20 protein-coding genes are annotated in these 22,843 nt (G+C 68.6%); 10 read left to right on the top strand and 10 right to left on the bottom strand.

All coding sequences use genetic code 11. The features are described from left to right. The coding region (locus HA630_RS12995) for an HAD-IC family P-type ATPase (protein ID WP_166835277.1) at positions 1-2,518 on the bottom strand (2,518 nt) is incomplete at its 3' end. Continuing rightward, positions 2,515-4,098 carry a CYTH and CHAD domain-containing protein gene (locus HA630_RS12990; protein WP_166835275.1) on the bottom strand — a complete coding sequence of 528 codons (1,584 nt, stop codon included), beginning with the start codon at positions 4,096-4,098 and terminating at the stop codon, positions 2,515-2,517. The genes HA630_RS12995 and HA630_RS12990, both read right to left, overlap by 4 nt. A 129-nt stretch (positions 4,099-4,227) precedes the next feature. On the opposite strand from HA630_RS12990, the gene argB reads away from it, so the two are divergent. The 9 genes from argB (at position 4,228) to HA630_RS12945 (ending at position 14,159) form a co-directional block, all read left to right on the top strand. After that, on the top strand, positions 4,228-5,139 hold the full coding sequence (gene argB, locus HA630_RS12985) for an acetylglutamate kinase (RefSeq protein ID WP_166835273.1): 912 nt from the start codon (positions 4,228-4,230) through the stop codon (positions 5,137-5,139). 7 nt (positions 5,140-5,146) lie between these two features. Continuing rightward, a complete protein-coding gene (gene slmA / locus HA630_RS12980; protein WP_166835271.1) occupies positions 5,147-5,710 on the top strand; it encodes a nucleoid occlusion factor SlmA in 564 nt (187 codons plus the stop codon). 93 nt (positions 5,711-5,803) lie between these two features. Further along, positions 5,804-6,436 (top strand): TetR/AcrR family transcriptional regulator, encoded by a 633-nt coding sequence (locus HA630_RS12975; protein WP_166835269.1) that lies wholly within the window; start codon positions 5,804-5,806, stop codon positions 6,434-6,436. Positions 6,437-6,477: 41 nt separating this feature from the next. Further along, positions 6,478-8,274 (top strand): acyl-CoA dehydrogenase C-terminal domain-containing protein, encoded by a 1,797-nt coding sequence (locus HA630_RS12970; RefSeq protein WP_166835267.1) that lies wholly within the window; start codon positions 6,478-6,480, stop codon positions 8,272-8,274. Positions 8,275-8,308: 34 nt separating this feature from the next. Continuing rightward, positions 8,309-10,711, top strand: coding sequence for a 3-hydroxyacyl-CoA dehydrogenase/enoyl-CoA hydratase family protein (locus HA630_RS12965; RefSeq protein ID WP_166835265.1), 2,403 nt, complete (start codon positions 8,309-8,311; stop codon positions 10,709-10,711). A 14-nt stretch (positions 10,712-10,725) separates the two neighbouring features. Beyond that, positions 10,726-11,961, top strand: a complete 1,236-nt coding sequence (locus HA630_RS12960) for an acetyl-CoA C-acyltransferase (protein ID WP_166835263.1) — start codon at positions 10,726-10,728, stop codon at positions 11,959-11,961. A 115-nt stretch (positions 11,962-12,076) separates the two neighbouring features. After that, the gene (locus HA630_RS12955) at positions 12,077-12,898 is read left to right on the top strand and encodes an acyl-CoA thioesterase II (RefSeq protein WP_166835282.1); all 822 of its coding nucleotides are present in this window, start codon (positions 12,077-12,079) and stop codon (positions 12,896-12,898) included. Between the two features lie 5 nt (positions 12,899-12,903). After that, a complete protein-coding gene (locus HA630_RS12950) occupies positions 12,904-13,668 on the top strand; it encodes an enoyl-CoA hydratase (protein ID WP_166835261.1) in 765 nt (254 codons plus the stop codon). After that, positions 13,665-14,159: a thioesterase family protein gene (locus HA630_RS12945; protein WP_166835259.1), complete on the top strand. Its 495-nt coding sequence runs from the start codon at positions 13,665-13,667 to the stop codon at positions 14,157-14,159. The genes HA630_RS12950 and HA630_RS12945 overlap by 4 nt, the downstream gene beginning before the upstream one ends. A gap of 24 nt (positions 14,160-14,183) precedes the next feature. Here HA630_RS12945 and HA630_RS12940 read toward each other — a convergent pair whose 3' ends face one another. From HA630_RS12940 to HA630_RS12925, 4 genes are read right to left on the bottom strand one after another with little or no spacing between them, the layout of a single operon-like run. After that, positions 14,184-14,978, bottom strand: a complete 795-nt coding sequence (locus HA630_RS12940; RefSeq protein WP_166835257.1) for a glycosyltransferase family 2 protein — start codon at positions 14,976-14,978, stop codon at positions 14,184-14,186. Then, the gene (locus tag HA630_RS12935) at positions 14,971-15,864 is read right to left on the bottom strand and encodes a glycosyltransferase family 2 protein (RefSeq protein ID WP_371809248.1); all 894 of its coding nucleotides are present in this window, start codon (positions 15,862-15,864) and stop codon (positions 14,971-14,973) included. The genes HA630_RS12940 and HA630_RS12935 overlap by 8 nt, the downstream gene beginning before the upstream one ends. A gap of 7 nt (positions 15,865-15,871) precedes the next feature. Further along, positions 15,872-16,084: a zinc-finger domain-containing protein gene (locus HA630_RS12930; RefSeq protein WP_166835255.1), complete on the bottom strand. Its 213-nt coding sequence runs from the start codon at positions 16,082-16,084 to the stop codon at positions 15,872-15,874. A gap of 5 nt (positions 16,085-16,089) precedes the next feature. Continuing rightward, entirely contained in the window at positions 16,090-17,025 is a 936-nt protein-coding gene (locus tag HA630_RS12925; protein WP_166835253.1) for a branched-chain amino acid transaminase, read from the bottom strand. A 155-nt stretch (positions 17,026-17,180) separates the two neighbouring features. Here HA630_RS12925 and HA630_RS12920 point away from each other — a divergent pair, with 155 nt between their 5' ends. After that, positions 17,181-17,951 carry a hypothetical protein gene (locus tag HA630_RS12920; RefSeq protein ID WP_166835252.1) on the top strand — a complete coding sequence of 257 codons (771 nt, stop codon included), beginning with the start codon at positions 17,181-17,183 and terminating at the stop codon, positions 17,949-17,951. 6 nt (positions 17,952-17,957) lie between these two features. Here HA630_RS12920 and HA630_RS12915 read toward each other — a convergent pair whose 3' ends face one another. From HA630_RS12915 to HA630_RS12900, 4 genes are read right to left on the bottom strand one after another with little or no spacing between them, the layout of a single operon-like run. Further along, positions 17,958-19,049 (bottom strand): chemotaxis response regulator protein-glutamate methylesterase, encoded by a 1,092-nt coding sequence (locus HA630_RS12915; RefSeq protein ID WP_166835250.1) that lies wholly within the window; start codon positions 19,047-19,049, stop codon positions 17,958-17,960. 17 nt (positions 19,050-19,066) lie between these two features. Beyond that, the gene (gene cheD, locus HA630_RS12910; RefSeq protein ID WP_166835248.1) at positions 19,067-19,693 is read right to left on the bottom strand and encodes a chemoreceptor glutamine deamidase CheD; all 627 of its coding nucleotides are present in this window, start codon (positions 19,691-19,693) and stop codon (positions 19,067-19,069) included. Positions 19,694-19,698: 5 nt separating this feature from the next. Beyond that, entirely contained in the window at positions 19,699-20,538 is an 840-nt protein-coding gene (locus tag HA630_RS12905) for a CheR family methyltransferase (RefSeq protein WP_166835246.1), read from the bottom strand. Positions 20,539-20,550: 12 nt separating this feature from the next. After that, positions 20,551-22,800: a chemotaxis protein CheW gene (locus tag HA630_RS12900; RefSeq protein ID WP_166835244.1), complete on the bottom strand. Its 2,250-nt coding sequence runs from the start codon at positions 22,798-22,800 to the stop codon at positions 20,551-20,553. Positions 22,801-22,843 lie beyond the last annotated feature (43 nt).

The following is a 22,843-nucleotide window of genomic DNA, read 5'->3' as shown; positions in this document are numbered from 1 at the left end:
GCCAGTGGAACGACGGGTTTTTGAGGTAGCGCACGCTGAACAGGTAAAACACCTCCATCGCCACCAGGGTGTTGACGGCCAGGGTGCGGGCGTGTTCCACCGCGTGCCCCTGGGCCAGCGACCACTGGTAGGCGCCAAAAATGCCAGCGGTGAACAGGCCCGACACCAGCAGCACCCGCCACACCACAAAGCCGCTGAGCATGGGTTCGCCCGGTGGGCGGGGGGCGCGGCGCATGACGTCGCGTTCGGTGGGCTCGAAGGCCAGCACCATGGCCAGGGCGATGGAGCTGACCATGTTGACCCACAAAATTTGCGCCGGCGCGATGGGCAGCGCCAGCCCCAGCAGCACCGCCACCAGCAGCGACAGGGATTCGCCGCCGTTGATGGGCAGCAGGAAAGTGACGGTTTTGCGCAGGTTGTCGTACACCGTGCGGCCTTCCTCCACCGCGTGGGCGATGGAGGCGAAGTTGTCGTCGGCCAGCACGATGGCGCCGGCCTGTTTGGCCGCTTCGGTGCCCTTGCGGCCCATGGCCACGCCCACGTCGGCCTGCTTGAGCGCGGGGGCATCGTTGACGCCGTCGCCGGTCATGGCCACCACCTCGCCGCGGGCCTGCAGGGCGCGCACCAGCCGCAGCTTGTGTTCGGGGCTGGCGCGGGCGAACACGTCCACCGACTGCACCGCGTCTTGCAGGGCGGCGTCGTCCAGCGCCTCAATGTCCGGCCCGGTGAGGGCGCGCAAACCGCCGCCCATGCCCAATTGCCCAGCAATGGCGCTGGCGGTGACGGCGTGGTCGCCCGTGATCATCTTGACCCGGATGCCGGCGGCGCGGCACTGGGCCACCGCCTGGATGGCTTCCTGGCGCGGCGGGTCGATGATGCCGACCAGCCCCAGCAGGGTGAGGCCTTGGGCGACGTGGGCGTGGTCCAGCCGCTGGCCAGCGGCCACGGTGGTGCGGGCCAGCGCCAGCACCCGGCGGCCGGCGCGGGCCTGGGCTTCGATGGCGGCGAGCCAGTGGGCGTGGTCCAGCGGTGCGGATTCGCCGTTGGTTTGCAGTTGCCGGTGGCACATGTCCAGCAGGCGTTCGGGTGCGCCCTTGACCCAGACCGTCCATTGGCCGGGGTCGCCGTTGGGGTGGGCGGTGGCCATGTAGCGGTGTTCGGACTCGAACGGCACCACGCCCAGACGCGGGCGCTCCTGCGCCAGTTCGCTGGGGGCGATGCCGGCCTTCATGGCCAGGGTGAGCAGGGCGCCTTCGGTGGGGTCGCCGGCCAGGTGCCACAGGTCGCCCTGGCGGTGCAGGGCGGCGTCGTTGCACAGCGCGGCGGCTTCGGCCAGGGCCAGCAGGGCGGGGGCTTCGCGGAACAGCTCGGCCGGCTGCAGCGTGTGGCCCTGCCGCTGCAGCGTGCCCAGCGGGGCGTAGCCGGCGCCTTCGACGGCGATGGTCTGGTCGGCCAGCACCACCTGCTGCACCGTCATTTCGTTGCGGGTGAGGGTGCCGGTTTTGTCGGAACAGATGACGGTGACCGCGCCCAGCGTTTCCACCGCCGGCAAGCGCCGCACCACCGCGTGGCGGCGCGCCATGCGCTGCACCCCGATGGCCAGGGTGATGGACATGATGGCGGGCAGCCCTTCGGGGATGGCGGCCACGGCCAGGCCGACGGCGGTCATGAACACGTCGGCCACGGCCATGCCGCGCACCAGCACACCGTAGGCGAACAGCGCGGCGGCGGCGCCCAGCACCGCGAAGGTGAGGGTGCGGCCCAGTGCGGCCATTTGCCGCACCAGCGGGGTGGTGGTTTGTTCCACCGTGGCCAGCAGCTTGCCGATGCGGCCCATTTCGGTTTGTGCGCCGGTGGCCACCACCACGGCGGTGCCTTGGCCCTGGGTGACCAGCGTGCCGGCGTAGCCCATGCCCAGGCGGTCGCCCAGGGCGGCGTCGGGCGCCACGGGGTGGGGGGCTTTTTCCACCGGCACCGATTCGCCGGTGAGCGCGGCTTCGTCCACCCGCAGGTTGTGCGTCTGCAGCCAGCGCACGTCGGCGGGCAGGCTGTCGCCCGAGGCCAGAGCAACCACGTCGCCGGGCACCAGGGCGGCGGCGTCCACGTCATGGGCGCGGCCGTCGCGCCAGACGCGGGCGTGCGGCGCCAGCAGGTGGCGGATGGCCTCCAGCGCCTTTTCGGCCTTGCCTTCTTGCAGCACGCCAATGCCGACGTTGAGCAGCACCACCGCGAGGATGACCGCCGCGTCCACCCAATGCGCCATGAAGGCGGTGGTGAGCGCCGCCGCCAGCAGCACGTAGATGAGCAGGTTGTGGAACTGCGCGGCGATGCGCCGCCACAGCGGCGGCGGGGCCACGGTGGCCAGGCGGTTGGGGCCGTGCTGGCGCAGGCGCTGTTCGGCCTCGGCCTGGCCCAGGCCGTGGGCACTGGCGTGCAGGGCCTCCAGTGCCTGGGCGCTGGTGAGCGCATGCCAGGCGGGCGCCGGGCGGGCGGGCGGGGTGGGGGCGGCGGGTGTCATCCGGCGCAGGGCGGGGCGGGCTGGAGAGGGGTGCCGGCCGGGGTGAGGGCGGCGGCCAGGCCGCGGAAAAAGCCCACCAGTTCTGGGCTGACCGGGGCCGCCGTGGCGTCGCTCGTCGGTGGCAGGTGGCCCAGCAGGTGCGCCGCCTGCCACAGGTCGCGCTGCTGGCCGATGCGCAGCTGCCAGCCGCTGGCGCGCCGCGTCCAGCGCCGGGTGCGGCGGGCCTCGGCGGCGGGCAGGGTGGCGGCGATGGCCTCGCTGGCGTAGCGCAGGCGTTTGGCCAGCAGGCGGGCGTCGTGCAGCAGGGCGGGTTGGGTGTGGGCGGCGGCCACCAGCTGTTCCATGCGGCGGTGCCAGCGCGCCAGCCGGCGCGTGGCCCAGTCGCCGTGCGGCGTGGGGGTCGCTGGGGCGGGGTCGATGGGGGCGCCCAGGCCGTGCAGCCAGGCCGTCAGGGCCAGCAGGGCGCCGCCCGCGCCGGGCGTGGCCAGCCGCTGGCGCACCTGGGCGCGGGCGGTGTGGCCGGCGTCGGTCAGGGCGTGCAGGGCGGCGTCCCAGTCGGCCTGGCGGGCGCGGGCGGGGTGGGCGGTGTCGGGCAGGCCGGGCGGGGGGCTCAGGTAGGCCGTGGCCCAGGCGGGCAGGGTGTCGTGGCGGGCCACGTCCAGGTCGCGCAACTGGCCCAGGGCGTCCAGCAGGGGGCGCAGCGCGGTGGTGTCGGGCGCGGCGGGCAGCCAGGGGCGAAGCAGCCGGGTGACGCTGCGCCAGCGCCGCCACGCCACCCGCGCCTGGTGGACGAGCTCGGGCTCGTCGCGGTGCAGCAGGCCCTCCAGGTTGCGGGTGAACTGCTGCAGGATTTCGGCCAGCACCGGGCGCGCCAGGGCCTGGGGGGGCAGGCGTTTTTTCAGGGGCACAGGCTGGGCCTTGGCCACCGGGTGCACAGCGCCGCTGGCCAGGGCGTGGCCGCGCTGGGCCTTGCTCACGTCGCTGGGCAGCAGGGGCAGGTGCTGGGCCAGCTCCTGCGCCAGGGCAAACAGCGCGGCGCGTGGCCCGCTCAGCAGTTCCAGTTCCAGCTCCAGCAGGGGCGTGGTGCGGTCGCCGGCGCGCACGCTGCCGGCGTCCAGCGCCACCTCGATGTCGGTGCCGTTGCGCCTGCGCACGCGCCAGGTGGTGCGCAGGCAATGGGTCTCGAAGCGGGGCTGCAGGGTGGCCAGCAGGGTGCCGTGCGGGTCCAGCGCGTCCCAGGCGGTGCCGTGCAGGGCGGCCGGGTCGAGCCGGCCCTGGGCCACCGGGCTTTCCCATTCGCCGCGCTGGCTCAGGCCGCCGTGCGAGGTGCCCGCGGTCTTGAGCGTCTGGACCCAGCTGCCCGGGCCGGCGTCGCCCGGCGTGCCGATGTGGCGCAGGCGCAGCGCGCAGCGCTGGCGCTGCAGGGCCAGGTCGGGGGTGTCGAAATAGCGGTTGAGCAGCAGCTGCTGTTGCGGGCGGCGCCGGCGCAGGCTGGGGGCGCGGCGCAGGCGTTGCAAGGCCTCGTCGGGCGACAGGCCGGGCACCAGCAGCTTGAGTTCGATTTCCTGGGGCGTGAGCATGGGGCTTAGCTTACACAGTCTGCGGGTTTTCGCCACCCTGGCCGGGTGACGCGCCGCACGGAAGCGCCACGGGTTTCCGGCAAAATGGCTGGCTGACGCGGCCCCGCCGCCCAACCCGAACTGCCGACCATGAGCCACACCCCGCACCCCACCCGCGACACCTCGCACATCCAGCCGCGCGACCGCGCCGAAATCCTGGCCCAGGCGCTGCCCTACATCCGCAAGTTCCACGGCAAGACCATGGTCATCAAGTACGGCGGCAACGCCATGACCGACCCGGAACTGCAGCAGGCCTTTGCCGAGGACGTGGTGCTGCTCAAACTCGTGGGCATCAATCCGGTGGTGGTGCACGGCGGCGGCCCGCAAATTGAAGGGCTGCTCAAGCGCCTGGGCAAGCAGGGCGAGTTCATCCAGGGCATGCGCGTGACCGACCCCGAAACCATGGAGGTGGTGGAGTGGGTGCTGGCCGGCGAGGTGCAGCAGGACATCGTCGGCCTGATCAACCGCGCCGGTGGCAAGGCGGTGGGCCTGACCGGCCGCGACGGCGCCATGATCCACGCCCGCAAGCTGCGCATGGTGGACCAGAAAGACCCGAGCAAGGAACACGACGTGGGCCAGGTGGGCGACATCGTCGGCATCGACCCCAGCGTGGTCAAGGCGCTGCAGGAGGACCAGTTCATTCCGGTGGTCAGCCCCATTGGGTTTGGCGAGCACAACGAGAGCTACAACATCAACGCCGACGTGGTGGCGGCCAAGCTGGCCACGGTGCTGCAGGCCGAAAAACTGCTGATGCTGACCAACATCCCCGGCGTGCTGGACAAGGACGGCCAGCTGCTGCCGTCGCTGACCATGAAGCGCATCGACGAACTGGTGGCCGACGGCACCATCAGCGGCGGCATGATCCCGAAAATTGCCGGCGCACTGGACGCGGCCAAGAGCGGGGTGAACGCGGTGCACATCATCGACGGCCGGGTGCCCCACGCCATGCTGCTGGAGATCCTGAGCGACCAGGCCTTCGGCACCATGATCCGTTCGCACTGACCGCGCCATGGCCACCCGCCCCGCGCCCGGCGAACGCCGCCTGCAGATTTTGCAGGCCCTGGCCGACATGCTGCAGACCCCCGGGGGCGAGCGGGTGACCACCGCCGCATTGGCCACGCGCCTGGGCGTGAGCGAGGCGGCGCTGTACCGCCACTTCGCCAGCAAGGCGCAGATGTTCGAGGGGCTGATCGACTTCGTCGAGCAAAGCGTGTTTGGCCTGATCCAGCAGATCGAGGCGCGCCAGCCGCAGCCGCTGGCGCAGGTGCCGCTGGTGGTGACGATGGTGCTGCAGTTCGCCGAGAAAAACCCCGGCATGGCCCGGGTGATGGCCGGCGATGCGCTGGTGGGCGAGCACGAGCGCCTGACCGCGCGCGTGGCCCTGCTGTTCGACAAGCTGGAAAGCGCGCTGAAGCTGCGCCTGCGCGAGGCCGGCCACCCCGACGCGGTGGCGCTGGGCGCGGTGCTGGTGGCCTTTGTGACCGGGCGCCTGCAGCGCTACGCGCGCAGCGGCTTCCAGCGCCCTCCCACCGAACACCTGGCCGACTGCCTGCGGGTGATGCTGACGGCCTGACGGCCACCCCCGGGTTTACCCCGGGGCCGCGCGGGTTGACGCGCCCGGCTTTGCCTCTAAAATAGTACGACCGTTCGTTTTATTTTGGATGCCATGACCGCCGCCACCGCCCCCCGCACCGCCCGCAGCCAGAAAGCCCTGCACAAAGGCCAGCAGACCAAGGCCGCCATTGTGGACGCGGCCCTGGCCCTGGCCGCCCAGGTCGGGCTGGAGGGCTTGAGCATCGGCGCCATTGCCGAAATCACGCAGATGAGCAAGTCCGGCGTGTTCGCCCACTTCGGCTCGCGCGAGGAACTGCAGATATCGGTGGTGCACGAGTACCACCGCCGCTTCGAGGCCGAGGTGTTCACCCCCGCGCTGCAAGAGCCGCGCGGCCTGCCGCGCCTGCGCGCCCTGTTCGACAACTGGATGCGCCAGACCTCGCTGGAGATCGACTCGGGCTGCATCTACATCAGCGGCGCGGTGGAGTTCGACGACCGCCCCGGCCCGGTGCACGACGCGCTGGTGGCCACCATGAACACCTGGCAGTCGGCCATGCACCGGGCGGTGGAACTGGCGATTGCCGAAGGCCACCTGCAGGCCCAGGCCGACCCCGGGCAGCTCGCGTTCGAGATCCACGGCCTGATCCTGGCCCTGCACTACGAGGCCCGCTTCCTGCGCAACCCCAAGGGCCTGGCCCGCGCCCGCCAGGGCTTCGACAACATCGTCGCCCGCAACCTGCCCTGACCCGTTTTTTCCCCGACCCACACCCATCCCAGGAGACCGCCATGCCCAGCTACACCCCGCCCCTGCGCGACATGCAATTCGTGCTGCACGAAGTGCTGAACGTGACCGACGAACTGAAGGTGTGCCCGCCGCACGCCGAGATCGACGCCGACACCATCAACGCCGTGCTGGAAGAAGGCGGCAAGTTCGCCGCCGGGGTGGCGTTTCCGCTGAACATCAGCGGCGACGCCGAGGGCTGTGTGCTGGACAAAACCACCCACGAGGTGCGCACCCCCAGCGGCTTCAAGGCCGCTTACCAGACCTATGTGGACGGCGGCTGGCCGGCGCTGAGCTGCGACCCCGAATACGGTGGCCAGGGCCTGCCGTTCGTGGTGAACCAGTGCTTTTACGAAATGCTCAACAGCGCCAACCAGGCCTGGACCATGTACCCCGGCCTGAGCCACGGCGCCTACGAATGCCTGCACGCCCACGGTTCGCCCGAGCAAAAAGCCCTGTACCTGCCCAAGCTGACCAGCGGCGAGTGGACCGGCACCATGTGCCTGACCGAGCCCCACTGCGGCACCGACCTGGGCCTGCTGCGCACCAAGGCCGAACCGCAGGCCGACGGCAGTTACCGCATCACCGGCCAGAAGATTTTCATTTCCGCCGGCGAGCACGACATGGCCGCCAACATCGTGCACCTGGTGCTGGCCCGCTTGCCCGACGCGCCCAAGGGCAGCAAAGGCATCAGCCTGTTCCTGGTGCCCAAGTTCCACGTCAACGCCGACGGCTCGCTGGGCGGGCGCAACGGCATTCACTGCGGCGGCCTGGAGCACAAAATGGGCATCCACGGCAACGCCACCGCGCAAATGGTGCTGGACGGCGCCGTGGGCACCCTGGTGGGCCAGCCGCACAAGGGCCTGCAGGCCATGTTCGTGATGATGAACGCCGCCCGCCTGGGCGTGGGCAACCAGAGCCTGGGCCTGACCGAGGTGGCCTTCCAGAACGCGCTGGCCTACGCCAAAGACCGGCTGCAAATGCGTTCCCTGACCGGCACCAAGGCCAAGGACAAAGAGGCCGATCCCATCATCGTCCACCCCGACGTGCGCAAGATGCTGCTGACCGCCAAGGCCTACGCCGAAGGCGGCCGCGCCCTGCTGTGCTACAGCGCCGTGCTGCTGGACAAAGAGCTGCACCACCCCGATGAAAAGGTGCGCGCCGACAGCGCCGAACTGCTGGCGCTGCTCACCCCCATCGTCAAGGCCTTCCTGACCGACAACGGCTTCAACGCCGCGGTGATGTGCCAGCAGGTGTACGGCGGCCACGGCTTCATCAAGGAATGGGGCATGGAGCAGTTCGTGCGCGACGCCCGCATCAACATGATTTACGAAGGCACGAACACCGTGCAGTCGCTCGATTTGCTGGGCCGCAAGGTGCTGGGCAACAACGGCGCCAGCCTGAAGAAGTTCGCCAAGCTGATTGGCCGCCTGGTGGAAGAAGAGGGCGTGAACGAGAAGATGGCCGAGTTCATCAACCCGCTGGCCGGGTTGGGCGAGCAGATGACCAAGTTCACCACCGAAATCGGCTTCAAGGGCTTCCAGAACCCGGACGAGGTGGGTGCCGCAGCGGTGGACTACCTGCGCGTGGCCGGTCACCTGGTGTTTGGGTACTTCTTCGCGCGCATGGCGTCGGTGGCGTTGAAGCAGATCGCTGCCGGCAGCACCGACCCCTTCTACACCGCCAAGCTGCAGACCGCGCGCTTCTACTTCGCCAAGCTGTTCCCGGAAACCGCCACGCTGATGCGCACTGCCCGCGCCGGCAGCCGCGTGCTGATGGACACCGACGCCGCCCTGGCCTGAGCCCCGCACGGCTGCCCCGACACAAGGAAACACCATGTCCCGTTTCACCGTGAAACAAGTCGCCGTGCTGGGTGCCGGCGTGATGGGGGCGCAGATCGCGGCGCACCTCGTCAACTGCCAGGTGCCCGTCATCTTGTTCGACCTGCCCGACTCGACATCGGCCGACAAAAACGGCATCGCTACCCGGGCCATTACTAACCTGAAAAAACTCAAGCCCAGCCCCTTGGGCGTGGCCAGCGACGCCGACTTGATCCGGCCCGCCAACTACGAAGAGCACTCGGAACTGCTGCGCGGTTGCGACCTGATCATCGAAGCCATTGCGGAACGCCTGGACTGGAAGCGCGACCTGTACGCCAAGATCGCCCCGTTCGTGGCCGAAGGCGCGATTCTGGCGTCCAACACCTCGGGCCTGTCGATCGGCGCCTTGGGCGAGGCGCTGCCCGAAGCCCTGCGCCCGCGCTTTTGCGGCATCCACTTTTTCAACCCGCCGCGCTACATGCCGCTGGTGGAACTGATCGCCACCCCGGCCACCCAGCCGCCTGTGCTGGACCAGTTGGAAGCCTTCGTGACCACCGGCCTGGGCAAGAACGTGGTGCGCGCCAAGGACACGCCCAACTTCATCGCCAACCGCATCGGCATCGCCGGCATGCTGTCCACCCTGCACGAGGCCGAGCGCCTGGGCCTGAGCTACGACGTGGTGGACGACCTGACCGGCAAGCGCCTGGGCCGCGCCAGCAGCGGCACCTTCCGCACCGCCGACGTGGTGGGCCTGGACACGATGGCCCACGTCATCAAGACCATGCAGACCGCCCTGAACGCGCAGAGCGACCCGTTCTACGGCAGCTTTGCCACGCCCACCGTGTTGCAGACGCTGCTGAAGATGGGGAACCTGGGCCAGAAAACCAAGGCCGGTTTCTTCAAGCGTGTGGGCCGCGAGACCTTCCGTTTTGAGCTGGAGAGCAAGGACTACATCCCCGCCGGGCAAAAAGCCGACGAGGTGTACGGCCGCATGCTGAAAAAGCCCGCCGCCGAGCGCCTGAAGCTGCTGCGCCACGCCGAAGGCCCGCAAGGCCAGTTTCTGTGGGCGATTCTGCGCAACGGCTTCCACTACGCCGCGGTGCACCTGGCCGGTATTGCCGACAACGCGCGCGACCTGGACCAGGCCATGCGCTGGGGCTACGGCATGCAGCAAGGCCCGTTCGAGCTGTGGCAAGAGGCCGGTTGGCTGGCCGTGGCGCAGATGATCCAGGAGGACATCGACGCCGGTAAAACGCTGTGCAGTGCGCCGCTGCCCGACTGGGTATTCCACGGCCCGGTGGCCGAGCGCGGCGGCGTGCACCAGCCCGAAGGTTCGTGGAACCCGTCCAAAGGCAGCTTTGACCCCAAGCGCCAGTTGCCCGTGTACCAGCGCCAAATCTTCCGCGAACCGGTGCTGGGCGAGGCCGCGCCGGTGTTCCAAACCGCTGGCAAAACTGTCCATGAGGACGCCGACATCCGCCTCTGGACGCTCGACAACGAAGTGCTGATCGCCAGCATCAAGAGCAAGATGCATGCGATCGGCCCCGGCGTGACCGAGGGCCTGGGCCGCGCCGTGGACCTGGCCGAAGCCAGCTACCAGGGCCTGGTGGTGTGGTCGGGCGACGAGCCCTTCAGCGTGGGCGCCGACCTGCAGGCCGTGATGCCCGCCTTCATCGCCGCCGGCGTGGCGGCCATTGAGGACGTGGAAGCCGAAATGCAGCGGGTGATGCTGAAGCTGCGCTACGCCCAGGTGCCCACCGTGGCCGCCGTGCGTGGCATGGCGCTGGGCGGTGGCTGCGAACTGGCGGTGCACTGCGCCCGCCGCGTGGCGCACCTGGAAAGCTACATCGGCCTGGTGGAAGTGGGCGTGGGCCTGGTGCCCGGCGCCGGCGGCCTGACCTACATCGCCCGCCGTGCGGCGGAGAACGCCCAAGCCAGCACCGGCACCGACCTGCTGCCCTTCCTGAGCGAAGGCTTCAAGGCCGCCGCCATGGCCACCGTGGGCACCAGCGCGCTGGAAAGCCGCAAGATCGGCTACCTGCTGGACAGCGACCGCGTGGTGCCGCACAAGGACGAGTTGCTCTACGTGGCCATTGCCGAAGCCAAGGCCATGGCCAACGCCGGCTACCGCCCGCCGCTGAAACGCCTGTTCCCGGTGGGGGGACGCTCGGTCAAGGCCACCATCCTGGGCTCGTTGGTGAACATGCGCGACGGCGGCTACATCAGCGAGCACGATTTCCACATCGCCGGCCTGATCGCCCACGTGCTGACCGGCGGTGACGTGGAAGCCGGCACCCTGGTGAGCGAGGAATACCTGATGCAACTGGAGCGCCAGGCCTTCTGCAGCCTGATCGTCCACCCCAAGACGCAAGCGCGCATTCTGGGCATGCTGTCCACCGGCAAACCCCTGCGTAACTGATGCGGAGCACCGACATGAAACACCTTCAAGACGCCTACATCGTCGCGGCCACCCGCACCCCCATCGGCAAGTCGCACAGGGGCTATTTCAAGCACACCCGGCCCGACGACCTGCTGGCCCACGTGCTGCGCGCGGCCGTGGCCCAGGCCCCGGGGCTGGACCCGGCGGCCATCGAAGACGTGATCTGTGGCTGTGCCATCCCCGAAGCCCAGCAGGGCCTGAACGTGGCCCGTGTGGGCGCGGTGCTGGCCGGCCTGCCCCAGAGCGTGGGCGGCATCACCGTCAACCGCTTCTGCGCCTCGGGCCTGAGCGCGGTGCAGATGGCCGCCGACCGCATCCGCGTGGGCGAGGCCGACGTGATGATCGCCGCCGGCGTGGAAAGCATGAGCCTGGTGCCCATGATGGGCAACGCGCCCAGCCTGTCGCCCAGCATTTTTGCCAACACCGCCAACGTGGACGACTACGGCATCGCCTACGGCATGGGCTTGACCGCCGAAAAAGTGGCCCAGCAGTGGCGGGTGAGCCGCGACGCGCAGGACGCCTTCGCCCTGCAGTCGCACCAGCGCGCCCTGGCCGCGCAGGCTGCCGGCGAATTCGCCGACGAAATCACCCCGGTGGACGTCACCCAGCGCGAGCTGGACCTGGCCAGCGGCGAAGTGCGCATCAGCCAGCGCACCGTCAGCCTGGACGAAGGCGCGCGCCCCGACACCTCGCTGGAAGGGCTGGCCAAGCTCAAGCCGGCCTTTGCCATACCGCGCCGGGCCGACGGCACGCCCACCGGCCTGGGCAGCGTGACCGCCGGCAACAGCTCGCAAACGTCGGACGGCGCCGGTGCCCTGATTCTGGCCAGCGAAGCGGCGGTGAAGCGCTTCGGCCTCACGCCGCTGGCGCGTTTCGTCAGCTATGCGTCACGCGGCGTGCCGCCGCACATCATGGGCATCGGGCCGATCGAGGCCATCCCGGCCGCGTTGAAAGCCGGCGGCCTGTCGCAGAACGACCTGGACTGGATCGAGCTGAACGAGGCTTTCGCCGCACAGTCGCTGGCGGTGATGCACCAGCTCGGCCTGGACCCGGCCAAGGTCAACCCCAACGGTGGCGCCATCGCCCTGGGCCACCCGCTGGGCGCCACCGGCGCTATCCGTTCCGCGACAGTGGTGCACGCGCTGCGCCGCCACAATCGGCGTTACGGCATGGTGACCATGTGCGTGGGCATGGGGCAGGGCGCGGCGGGCATTTTCGAACGCGTCTGACCCACCCGCAGGGGCTGCCAAGGCAGCCCCTTTTGCCGCCCCCACACCAGAACAACAGGAGACCCGATTGACCACAGCTCCCTCCAGCGGCGGCGCGCACCCGTTTGACGAGGCCATGGCGCTGCAGCCACAGCCCACGGCCGGCGCGCCCGCGCCGGGCACCCGGTGCTGGCAGGGCCGGGCCCACCCCGGCTACCAGAACATGGTGGGGCCGTTCGGCGGCGTCACCGCAGCGCAGGCGCTCAACGCCGTGCTGCAACACCCGGACCGGCTGGGCGAGCCCGTCACGCTCACCGTCAACTTCGCCGCGGCGGTGGACCCGGCCACCCCGTTCCGGCTGGAAGCCACCCCGGCCCGCACCAACCGCTCCACCCAGCACTGGACGCTGCGCATGCTGCAGCCCGACGCCCACGGCGCCGACCAGGTGGTGCTGACCGGCAGCGCCGTCACCGCCGTGCGCCGCGACACCTGGAGCGCGACGGACGCCGTGATGCCCCAGCTGCCGCCGCCCGACGCTGTCGCCCCCACCCCCTGGGGCGGGCCCATTCCGTGGATACAGCGCTACGACTTCCGCTTGTGCGAAGGCAGCCTGCCCCAGCACTGGGACGGCAGCGAAGCCGACAGCCTGACCCGGCTCTGGCTGCGCGACGAGCCGCCCCGCCCGCTGGACTTCTGCAGCCTGACCGCCTGTGCCGACGCCTTCTTCCCGCGCGTCTGGCGCCGCCGGGCGCTGATGACGCCCATCGGCACCGTGTCCATGACCGTGTACTTCCACGCCAGCCGCGCCGAACTGGCCGCCACCGGCACCGGGCACCTGCTCGGCCAGGCGCGGGCACAATCGTTTTTCAACGGCTATTTCGACCAAAGCGCCGAACTCTGGAACCCCGCCGGCCACCTGCTGGCCACCACCCACCAGATCGTCTATTTCAAGGAGTGAACCCCATGTCCGACATCCTGAGCCACGTCGACGGCGGCGTGATGACGCTGACCTTCAACCGCCTGGCGCGCAAGAATTCCCTGACCGCCGCCATGTACGCCACCCTGGCCGACGCGCTGGAACAGGCCCAGGCCGACGCCAGCGTGCGCGTGGTGGTGCTGCAGGGCGACGAGGCCATCTTCAGCGCCGGCAACGACGTGGGCGACTTCCTCAACGCCCCGCCGGCCGACCAGAACACCCCGGTGTTCCGCTTCCTGCGCAACATCGCCAGCTTCCCCAAACCGCTGGTGGCTGCTGTCTGCGGCCCGGCCGTGGGCATCGGCACCACCCTGCTGTTCCACTGCGACCTGGTGTATGCCGGCGACAACGCCGCCTTCTCCATGCCCTTCGTCAACCTGGGGCTGTGCGCCGAAGGCGCGTCCAGCCTGCTGGCGCCGCAAATGTTCGGCTACCACCGCGCCGCCGAAGCCCTGCTGCTGGGCGACGCCTTCTACGCCGAAGCCGCGCTGGAAGTGGGCCTGGTGAACAAGGTGCTGCCGCCCAGCGAAGCCAACGGCTACGCCCAGGCCGTGGCGCGCAAGCTGGCCGCCAAACCCCTGAGCAGCCTGGTGGAAACCAAACGCCTCATGAAAAAAGGCCAGCAGGCCCTGGTGCTGCAGACCATGGCCGAAGAGGGTGACGTGTTCGGCCGCATGCTGCGCGAACCCGCCGCCAAAGAGGCGTTTTCGGCCTTTCTGCAAAAGCGCCAACCGGATTTTTCGCAGGTATGAGCAAACCCATCGTCCACCCCCCCGCCGCGCCGGTGGTGTTTGAGCCCGAGTTCATCGAGGGCGTGCGCCAGATCTTCGAGGAAAAAATCGTCTTCAACACCGTGCTGGGGCTGAAGATCACCGCCATCGCGCCCGAGCAGGTCACGGCCCGCATCGACATGCGGTCCCAGTTGGTGGGCCACTTTGCCTACAACCGGGTGCACGGCGGCGTCATCAGCGCCGGGCTGGACGCCATGGGCGGCCTGGCGGCCATGGCCGCCATCGGCGCGCGCCACATGGACGAAACGCCGGAACAGCGCCTGCACCGCTTCGGCAAGCTGGGCACCATCGACCTGCGCATCGACTACCTGCGCCCCGGCATTGGCGAGTGGTTCGAGCTGCGCGCCGAGGTGTTGCGGCTGGGCTCGCGCGTGGCGTCCACCCGCATGGGGTTTTATGGGGCCGATGGGAAGTTGTTGTCCACGGGGGCCGGGGCGTATATCGTGTCTTGACCCTTGAGTCAGGTCGTGTCTTATTCAGCGTTGCACGGATTCCGTGAGTGTTTGTCGGTCGTAGTGCAACGCTGCGTAGCGGAAGAAACATTCCAGCGCGATAAAGAACGCATACAAGAAACCCGGCCCTCCCGATAAGAAACTGGCTCTGAAAATGTACAAGCGTACAAACATTGCGAGCCCCGAAGCAATTCCTCTCATCACGCCACCGTATTTGCCTTTGGAGGCGCGCTTGGCTGCACCGAGCATGGAGTATTGCGTCAATTTCCGCAGGCTGTCGTGAACAGTCTCGCGAGAATAGTGCAACAGAGGGGACTGAAAAACACGACGTGGAATGTCTGGGTCTTTAAGTAAAGCGTGTTCGTGAACCACCCCTTCAAAGTGCAGAAGCACCGAGCGAGGGAACAGGCGTGCCAGACTCTTTTTTCCGAATAAATTAAAGATCGGGCGCCCGAAGGCCACTTCTCTCCAGTAAGTTTCCCAGACGGTGGGGGTGGCGGCCGTTAAGGCTGCTTGAATTTCTGCCCGCAAACCAGGGGTGATTACTTCGTCAGCATCCAGGAAGAACACGTAGTCTTCCTTGCAGAACGTTAACAATCGATTGCGTTGCACGGCAAAGCCTTGCCAATCCAGCGATTGATGTACTTCAGTGCCCATTTTCTGGGCAATCTCACGTGTGCTGTCGGTGCTGCCGCTGTCCAACACCACCACTCGATCTGCAAACGAGGCGCTTTCTAAGCACTGACGAATTCGGCGTGCTTCGTTCAGCGTCAGCACCCCAATGCACAGGGTGGGGCGGGGGGCGGGGGCGTCAGCCATGGGGCGGGGTCCAGTCCAGGGCCCCGCGCAGCCGCCCGATCATGCGGGCCGCCAGCCGGGGCGAAATGAGCAAAAGGCGCAGCGGCAGCCCGAGCAGGGTGGTGCCCACCAGGCGGCGCCGCTGGCGCTGGGCCAGGGTCACCGTCTGGTGCTTGGCCGTGAAGATGAGTTTGGATTGCGCGTGGTGGTAGCCGCGCAGGTATTCGCTGCGCCAGGGGCTGTTGCCGCGCACCGAGCCGCGCGAGCGGTGCACCGCCGTCACGCTGGGCACCACCACCAGCGGCCGTTGTGCCTGGAACAGGCGCAGGCACAGGTCGTCGTCTTCGTAGTACAGGAAGAAGCGTTCGTCGAAAAAACCCACGCCTTCAAAGGCCGACAGGCGGCACAGCATGGCGGCGCCGCACACAAAACCCACGCAGGCGGGGCCGTCGGCGGCGGGGCCACGGCTGGCCCAGTGCAGGTGGGGCCAGCGGTAGTTCACGTCGGGCCGGCCCTGGGCGTTGGTCAGCTGCGGGGCCAGCACGGCGGCCTGGGGGTCGGCGTCGGCGGCGGCCACCAGGGCGGCCAAGGCCTCGGGCGCCAGTTCGCAGTCGGGGTTGAGCAGCAGGGCAAACGGGGTGCGCACCTGTGCCAGGGCGCGGTTGTTGGCGGCACCAAACCCCAGGTTCTGGGGCAGGGCCAGCACCTGGGCTTGCGGCAGGTGCTGCGGTGTCAGGGAAGCGCAGCCGTCGTCGCTGCCGTTGTCCACCACCACCACCTGGGGGCAGGCGGCCAGCGCGCGGCCCAGGTCGGGCAGGCAGTGGGCGCTGTTGAACGTGACCACCACCACGGTGACGCGCTCCAGCGCGGCGCGCACCTCGGCGCTGACGGGGTTGACGAGGCTCACGGTGGGCTCAGTGCCCGTGGGCCACCACCTCGCCCGCCTTCAGGCGGTACACGGTGCCGCAGTAGGGGCAGCGGGCCTCGCCGGTCTTGGCCACGTCCAGGTACACCTTGGGGTGGCTGTTCCACAGCTTCATGTCGGCCAGGGGGCTGGGGCAGAACACGCCGCCGTGGGCGTTCAGGTCTTTGGCGGCCAGTTCGATAGCAGAAGGGACTTGGCTCATGGCAATCACACTTTGGTCAGCCAATGGGCGTATTTCGGGTTGCGGCCGTTGACGATGTCAAAGAACGCGGTTTGCACCTGTTCGGTGATCGGCCCGCGGCTGCCCGCACCGATCTCGATGCGGTCCAACTCGCGGATCGGCGTCACCTCGGCGGCGGTGCCGGTGAAGAAGGCTTCGTCGGCAATGTACACCTCGTCGCGGGTGATGCGCTTTTGCACGATGTCCAGGCCCAGGTCTTTGGCGATGTGGAACACCGTGTTGCGGGTGATGCCGTTGAGCGCGCCGGCCGACAGGTCGGGGGTGTAGATCACGCCGTTCTTGATGACGAAAATGTTTTCGCCCGCGCCTTCGCTCACGAAGCCGGCGCTGTCGAGCAGCAGGGCCTCGTCGTAGCCCTCGTCGGTGGCTTCCATGTTGGCCAAAATGCTGTTGGTGTAGTTGCTCACCGCCTTGGCCTGCGTCATGGTGATGTTGACGTGGTGGCGGGTGTAGCTGCTGGTCTTGACGCGGATGCCGCGCTTCATGCCTTCTTCGCCCAGGTAGGCGCCCCAGGCCCAGGCAGCGACCATCAGGTGGATGGTGTTGCCCTTGGGGCTGACGCCCAGCTTCTTGTCACCGATCCAGGTCAGCGGGCGCAGGTAACCGCTTTCCAGCTGGTTTTCACGGATGACGGCTTTTTGCGCTTCGTTCACCTCTTCCTGGGTGAACGGGATCTTCATGCGCAAAATTTTGGCACTGTTGAACAGGCGCTGGGTGTGTTCTTCCAGGCGGAAAATGGCCGGACCGTTGACGGTGTTGTAGGCCCGCACCCCCTCGAAGGCGCCGCAGCCGTAGTGCAGCGTGTGCGTCAGGACGTGGATTTTGGCGTCGCGCCAATCGACCATCTGGCCATCCATCCAGATTTTGCCGTCGCGGTCGGACATGGAGGGGATCACGGACATTGCTTGCCTCGGTAGGTTGCTTATCCACGCATTTTACGGCGTGGCGTGGCTTGAATTTTTTGGATGCGGACCCTAAAGTTTGCTTCAGGAGGTCCGATAGAACGAGGGAAAGCGGAAATCCCGTGCAATCTGGATGCTTCGCCGAGGAGTTCGCCATGTTGACCATTTCTTCTGTCGCCGTCTCACCCGTGCCGCCACAGGCCCCCGTTGCCAAGGCGCAGCCGGTGGTGCCGGTCAAGCCCAGCAACGCGGTCTCGCCCGAGAACGCGGGTGTGTCCGTGGTCGTGTCGCAGGGCGGGGGCGATGGCGGGCGTGCCGCGGCGGTGTACGCCCCGCCGGCCCTGCCGCCGGTGAACCCCACCGGCCAGACCGCCACCGTGGAAGTGCGCAACAACGCCGCCGCGCCCGACAAGGTGGGCCAGGTGCCGGCTGCGGCCCAGGCCACGGCCGGTGCTGTGGCGCAGGCGTCGCGGGCCGCTGCGCCTGCGCCCAGCAACGCCGCCGACGGCGCGGCCCAGGACGCCACGGCCGCGGCCCCCGAAGCGGACGAAGCCAACCCGGCCGCCGCCCCCAACGCCCAGACGCAGGCCCAGGCCCGCCAGGCCGAAGCCGAGCGCGCCGCCCAGGCGCGGGCCGAGCAGCAGCGCTTCAAGGGCGAATTCCCGCGCGAGGTGAAAAGCCCAGCGCAGGAGGCGATGGACACCCAGATCAACGAACTGCTGCCCAACATGTGGAAGGCCAGCCGCGCCGCGGTGGACGTGCTGATTGGCGACGACGCCCGCGCCGCCGCCGCCGCCCGGGCCGAGGTGCTGGCGCCGCAACCGCCTATGCCCAGCGAACGCGCGCTGGAGGCCACCGAAAACTACGTGCGCACCGGCAGCGGCGACTTCCCGGCGCCGGGGGCCAACGTCAACCAGCGCGTCTGAGCGGCTTCAGATGCGGTGGCGCACGCCACCGGCGCTGTTGACCCGTTCCATGATTGCGCGCGCGATCTGCCGCAGCGGCAGCACCTCGTGTGCCGCGCCGTGCTGGATGGCCATTTTGGGCATGCCAAACACCACGCAGCTGGCTTCGTCCTGCACGATGTTGTAGCTGCCGGCGTCGCGCATCTCGCGCATCGCGGCCGCGCCGTCGCCGCCCATGCCGGTCAGCATCACGCCCACCGCGTTGGGGCCCAGCACCCGGGCGCACGACTTGAACAGCACCTCCACCGAGGGCTTGTGGCGGTTGACCGGCGGGCCGTCGTCCACCACCGCCACGTAGTTGGCGCCGCTGCGTTCGATGTGGAATTGGGTGCCGCCCGGCGCGATGTAGGCGTGGCCCGGCAGCAGGCGCTGGCCGTGCTGGGCCTCGGCCACGCGGATTTTGCACAGCGAGTCCAGCCGCGCGGCAAAGCTGCTGGTGAAGCCGGCCGGCATGTGCTGGGTGATGACGATGGCCGGCGCGTCGGCCGGCAGCTCCACCAGGATTTCCTTGATCGCTTCGGTGCCGCCGGTGGAGGCGCCGATGCAGATCATTTTTTCGGTGGACAGCAGCCGGGTGGCCGGGCGCGGCGGCGCGGCGGCGCCACCGTCCGCGCGGGGTGGCGTCGGCGGGGCGGGCGGGGCCACGTGGCGGCTCACCCGCGCCTGGCTGGCGATGCGGATTTTCTCCACAATCTCCTGCCCCAGCTCGCGCAGCCCGGCCGAGACGCCCACGCGCGGTTTGGCCACAAAGTCCACCGCGCCCATTTCCAGCGCGCGCAGCGTGGTGTCGGCGCCCTGCTCGGTCAGGGTGGACACCATGACCACCGGCATCGGGCGCAGCCGCATCAGCCGCGACAGGAATTCCAGCCCGTCCATTTTGGGCATTTCCACGTCCAGGGTGATGACGTCGGGGTTGAGTTCGCGGATCATCTCGCGCGCCTGCAGCGGGTCGTTGGCCGCGCCGATGCACGCCATGTCCGGCTGCTGGTTGATGATTTCGGTGAGCAGGCTGCGCACGAGCGCCGAGTCGTCCACCACCACCACTGTGATTTTCTGCATGCCGCGCCTGAATGGGGTCAGAACAGGTCGACCGAGCCGCCGGCGGTGGACTGCACCACGCGGGTGGCCACGCCCTGGCGTTCCTGGGATTCGAGCGTTTCGGGGTGGGCGTGGGCCAGGCGTTTGACCATGGCCTTGCCGGTGACCGGGAAAAACACCACCTTGCGCGGGTAGATGTCCATCACGTCTTTGGAAACCACCGGAATGCGTTCGGTGGCCAGGTAGTCGAGCACGAATTTGGTGTTGCGTTCGCCCACGTTCATGCTGGTGAAACCGGCAATGACCGCGCCGCCACCGAACACCTTGGCCTGCATGTACTCGCGCGAGGAACCCATTTTCACCAGTTCGTTGATCAGCAGTTCCATGGCGTAGGAACCGTAGCGGCCCGAGGTGTCGGCGCCGCCTTCGGGCAGCATGAAGTGGTTCATGCCGCCGATGCGCAGGCGCGAGTCCCAGATGCAGGCGGCGATGCACGAGCCCAGCACGGTCATGATGACCACGTCCTCGTTGGACACGAAATATTCGCCCGGCAACACCTTGGCCGCGTTGTACTTGAAGTGCTGGTCGTGGAAAAAGAACGACGCCTCCCCCGGCTTGCGCGGCCGGGACTTGAGGGTTTGCAGGTGCGCGGTGCTGCGGTGCATACGGTTCAGACTTTTTCGTAAACGGTTTTACCACGCAGCGCGAACAAGGAGCGTGCATCGCTGAAGTTTTCGGCGTGCCCCACGAACAGCGTGCCCTTGGGCTTCATCAGCCGGTGGATGCGCGCCAGCACCTGCCGCTGCGTGGTGTTGTCGAAATAGATCATGACGTTGCGGCAGAACACCACGTCAAACTCCTCGCGCAGCGCCCAGCTGTCCTCGATCAGGTTGAGGTTGAAGAACTGGATGTGCTTTTGCAGCTCGGGCCGCACCCGGGCCAGGCCGCTGTTGTGGCCGGTGCCTTTGAGGAAGTATTTGCGCAGTTGGTCCGGGCTGACGTTTTTCAGGCCGTCCAGCTTGTACACCCCGCGCGAGGCGGTCTGCAGCACCTTGGTGTCGATGTCGCTGGCCCAGATGCGGAAGCGGCCGTTGAGGCCCAACGCGTCGGCCAGGGTGATGGCGATGGAGTACGGCTCCTCCCCGGTGGAGGCGGCGCTGCACCAGACCTTCCATTCGTGGCCGGCGCCGCCTTCCTTGAGCAGCCGCGCCAGCTCCACGAAGTGGTGATTTTCGCGGAAGAAGGAGGTGAGGTTGGTGGTCAGCGCGTTGACGAATTCCTGCCACTCGTCGGCGCTGCCGTGCTGTTCCAGCCAGTCCAGGTAGTTGCGGAAGCTGCCGTGCCCGGTGTCGCGCAGCCGCCGCGCGATGCGGCTGTACACCATGGCCTGCTTGCCATCGTGCAGGCTGATGCCGGCGTGCCGGTAGATCAGCTGCTGGATGCGGGTGAAGTCGGCCGGGGTCCAGGCGAACTCCCGGCTCTGCAGCGCGCTGTCGTCGTCAACGGCCATGGGCGGGGTCCGTCATTGGCGGGCGCGGCGCACCAGCGAGGAGGTGTCCAGGATCAGCGACACGCTGCCGTCGCCCAGAATGGTGGCGCCGGACACGTACTGCACCTTGCGGTAGTTGGACTCCAGGTTTTTGATCACCACCTGCTGCTGGCCCAGCAGCTCGTCCACCATCAGCGCCACCCGCGAGCCGTCGGACTCGATCACCACCATGATGGTGTTGCCCGGCGTGGCCTCGGCCGGGCGCGGCACCGCGAACAGACGGTCCACCTCGATCACGGGCATGTACTCGTCGCGCACCTTCACCAGCTGCGCGTTCTGCGCCACGGTGTTGATGTCCTTGGCCTGGACCTGGAACGACTCCACCACCGACGACAGCGGCAGGATGTACACCTCGTCGGCCACCCGCACCGTCATGCCGTCCATGATGGCCAGCGTCAGCGGCAGGCGCACCTTCACGCTCATGCCAAAGCCTTCGGACGAGTCCAGCTCCACCGAACCGCCCAGCGCGGCGATGTTTTTCTTGACCACGTCCATGCCCACGCCGCGGCCGGACACGTCGGTCACCACCTCGGCGGTGGAGAAGCCCGGTGCGAAGATGAGCTGCCAGGCCTCCTGGTCGGGCATGTCGTCCGACACCGGGATGCCCTTGGCCCGCGCCTTGTCGATCAGCTTCTGGCGCGACAGGCCCTTGCCGTCGTCGCGCACCTCGATCAGGATGGAGCCGCCCTGGTGCGCCGCAGACAGGGTGATGGTGCCGATTTCGGGCTTGCCTTTGGCCAGCCGTTCGTCGGGCTGTTCGATGCCGTGGTCGCAGCTGTTGCGGATCAGGTGGGTCAGCGGGTCGGTGATTTTTTCGATCAGGCCCTTGTCCAGCTCGGTCGCTTCGCCGTGCGTGAGCAGTTCCACCTTCTTGCCCAGCTTGGACGCCAGGTCGCGCAACATGCGCGGGAAACGGCTGAACACCACCGACATCGGGATCATGCGGATCGACATGACCGATTCCTGCAGGTCACGGGTGTTGCGCTCCAGGTCGGCCAGGCCCGACAGCAGCTGCTGGTTCAGCGTCGCGTCCAGGCTGCGGCTGTTTTGCGCCAGCATGGCCTGGGTGATGACCAGTTCGCCCACCTGGTTGATGAGCTGGTCGATCTTGCTGACCGACACCCGCAGCGAGGTGGTTTCCAGTTGCGCGGTGGCCGCGGCGCGGGTGGCCTTGGCGCCTTCGCGCGCCTTGGACTCGGCCGGGGCGGCGGCGCTGCCCGCCGCCAGGCCGCTTTCGGCCTGGACGATGTCGGCATGGGCGCGGGGGGTCAGCGGGTTGCCGGGCGCGCCGGGGAACAGGCCGTAGCCTTGCACCAGGTCGTCGGCCGGCACCGGGGCGCCCGAGGCCCCGGGCACGGTGGACGCCACCGGGCTGCCCGGGGCGCCGGCGAACAGGCCGTAGCCCTGTTCGATGATGTCCTGGCTGTGGTCAAAGCCCGACCCTTCGGCGGCGGCCGCGGCCGGTGCCGGCGGCGCCACGGGGGCGGGCGCCGGGGCCGCGCCGGCCGGCAGCAGGGCGATTTTTTCTTTGGCCACGTGGAAGGCGAACAGGTCCAGCAGGTCGGCGTCGCTGCTGGTGGTGTCGATCAGGTAGACCTTGCGGCCGCCGTCGTCGCGTTCGCCGGTGATGGTGCCCAGGCCTTCGATGTCGCGGAACAGCTCCTTGATGGCCTCGGCCTGTTCGGGGTGGTCCAGCGGGCCGATGACCGCCTGCAACTGGCGCGCGGCGCCGGGCGCGCTGGCCGCCGGCATGCCGCCGGGGGCCGGGGCGGGCGGGGGCGGAGGGACCGGCGCAGGGGGGGGCGGGGGCACCGCCGCGCCGCCCGAGGCCAGCACCCGGATGCGCTGCACCAGACCGGCGGTTTCGGGCGGCTCACCGCCCAGGCCCTGGTGGCGCGCCAGCAGGCCCTTGAGCGCGTCGGAGGCTTCCAGCAGCACGTCCACCATGGGCATGGTGGGGGCCAGTTCGTGGCGGCGCAGCTTGTCCAGCAGCGACTCCATTTGGTGGGTGAGTTCGGCCACGTCTTCGAAGCCGAAGGTGGCGGCGCCGCCCTTGATCGAGTGGGCGCAGCGGAAGATGGCGTTGAGTTCTTCGTCGTCGACCGTCTCCAGGTCTAGGTTGAGCAGCTGTTGCTCCATCTGCTCCAGGTTCTCGCCCGCCTCTTCAAAGAAGATTTGGTAGAACTGGGTCAGGTCAAAGCCGTCGTTCTTGTCGTCTGCCATGGGCGTGGTTCTCGGTGGAGGCCGGTGGGGGGAGCGGGGGCGT

The organism is Aquabacterium sp. A08 (assembly GCF_011742065.1).
Note: the sequence above shows the minus strand (reverse complement) of the source record. Positions and strands in the feature narration are given on the sequence as shown.

Excerpts from the sequence above, each read along its gene's own strand:
- HA630_RS12955 (WP_166835282.1), top strand. The coding sequence starts at position 12,077 with ATGGCGCTGCAGCCACAGCCCACGGCCGGCGCGCCCGCGCCGGGCACC.
- HA630_RS12945 (WP_166835259.1), top strand. The coding sequence starts at position 13,665 with ATGAGCAAACCCATCGTCCACCCCCCCGCCGCGCCGGTGGTGTTTGAG.
- slmA (WP_166835271.1), top strand. The coding sequence starts at position 5,147 with ATGGCCACCCGCCCCGCGCCCGGCGAACGCCGCCTGCAGATTTTGCAG.
- HA630_RS12925 (WP_166835253.1), bottom strand. The coding sequence starts at position 17,025 with ATGTCCGTGATCCCCTCCATGTCCGACCGCGACGGCAAAATCTGGATG.
- HA630_RS12960 (WP_166835263.1), top strand. The coding sequence starts at position 10,726 with ATGAAACACCTTCAAGACGCCTACATCGTCGCGGCCACCCGCACCCCC.
- HA630_RS12940 (WP_166835257.1), bottom strand. The coding sequence starts at position 14,978 with ATGGCTGACGCCCCCGCCCCCCGCCCCACCCTGTGCATTGGGGTGCTG.
- HA630_RS12965 (WP_166835265.1), top strand. The coding sequence starts at position 8,309 with ATGTCCCGTTTCACCGTGAAACAAGTCGCCGTGCTGGGTGCCGGCGTG.
- HA630_RS12900 (WP_166835244.1), bottom strand. The coding sequence starts at position 22,800 with ATGGCAGACGACAAGAACGACGGCTTTGACCTGACCCAGTTCTACCAA.
- HA630_RS12930 (WP_166835255.1), bottom strand. The coding sequence starts at position 16,084 with ATGAGCCAAGTCCCTTCTGCTATCGAACTGGCCGCCAAAGACCTGAAC.
- HA630_RS12950 (WP_166835261.1), top strand. The coding sequence starts at position 12,904 with ATGTCCGACATCCTGAGCCACGTCGACGGCGGCGTGATGACGCTGACC.
- HA630_RS12905 (WP_166835246.1), bottom strand. The coding sequence starts at position 20,538 with ATGGCCGTTGACGACGACAGCGCGCTGCAGAGCCGGGAGTTCGCCTGG.
- HA630_RS12975 (WP_166835269.1), top strand. The coding sequence starts at position 5,804 with ATGACCGCCGCCACCGCCCCCCGCACCGCCCGCAGCCAGAAAGCCCTG.
- HA630_RS12915 (WP_166835250.1), bottom strand. The coding sequence starts at position 19,049 with ATGCAGAAAATCACAGTGGTGGTGGTGGACGACTCGGCGCTCGTGCGC.
- HA630_RS12920 (WP_166835252.1), top strand. The coding sequence starts at position 17,181 with ATGTTGACCATTTCTTCTGTCGCCGTCTCACCCGTGCCGCCACAGGCC.
- HA630_RS12970 (WP_166835267.1), top strand. The coding sequence starts at position 6,478 with ATGCCCAGCTACACCCCGCCCCTGCGCGACATGCAATTCGTGCTGCAC.
- argB (WP_166835273.1), top strand. The coding sequence starts at position 4,228 with ATGAGCCACACCCCGCACCCCACCCGCGACACCTCGCACATCCAGCCG.
- cheD (WP_166835248.1), bottom strand. The coding sequence starts at position 19,693 with ATGCACCGCAGCACCGCGCACCTGCAAACCCTCAAGTCCCGGCCGCGC.
- HA630_RS12990 (WP_166835275.1), bottom strand. The coding sequence starts at position 4,098 with ATGCTCACGCCCCAGGAAATCGAACTCAAGCTGCTGGTGCCCGGCCTG.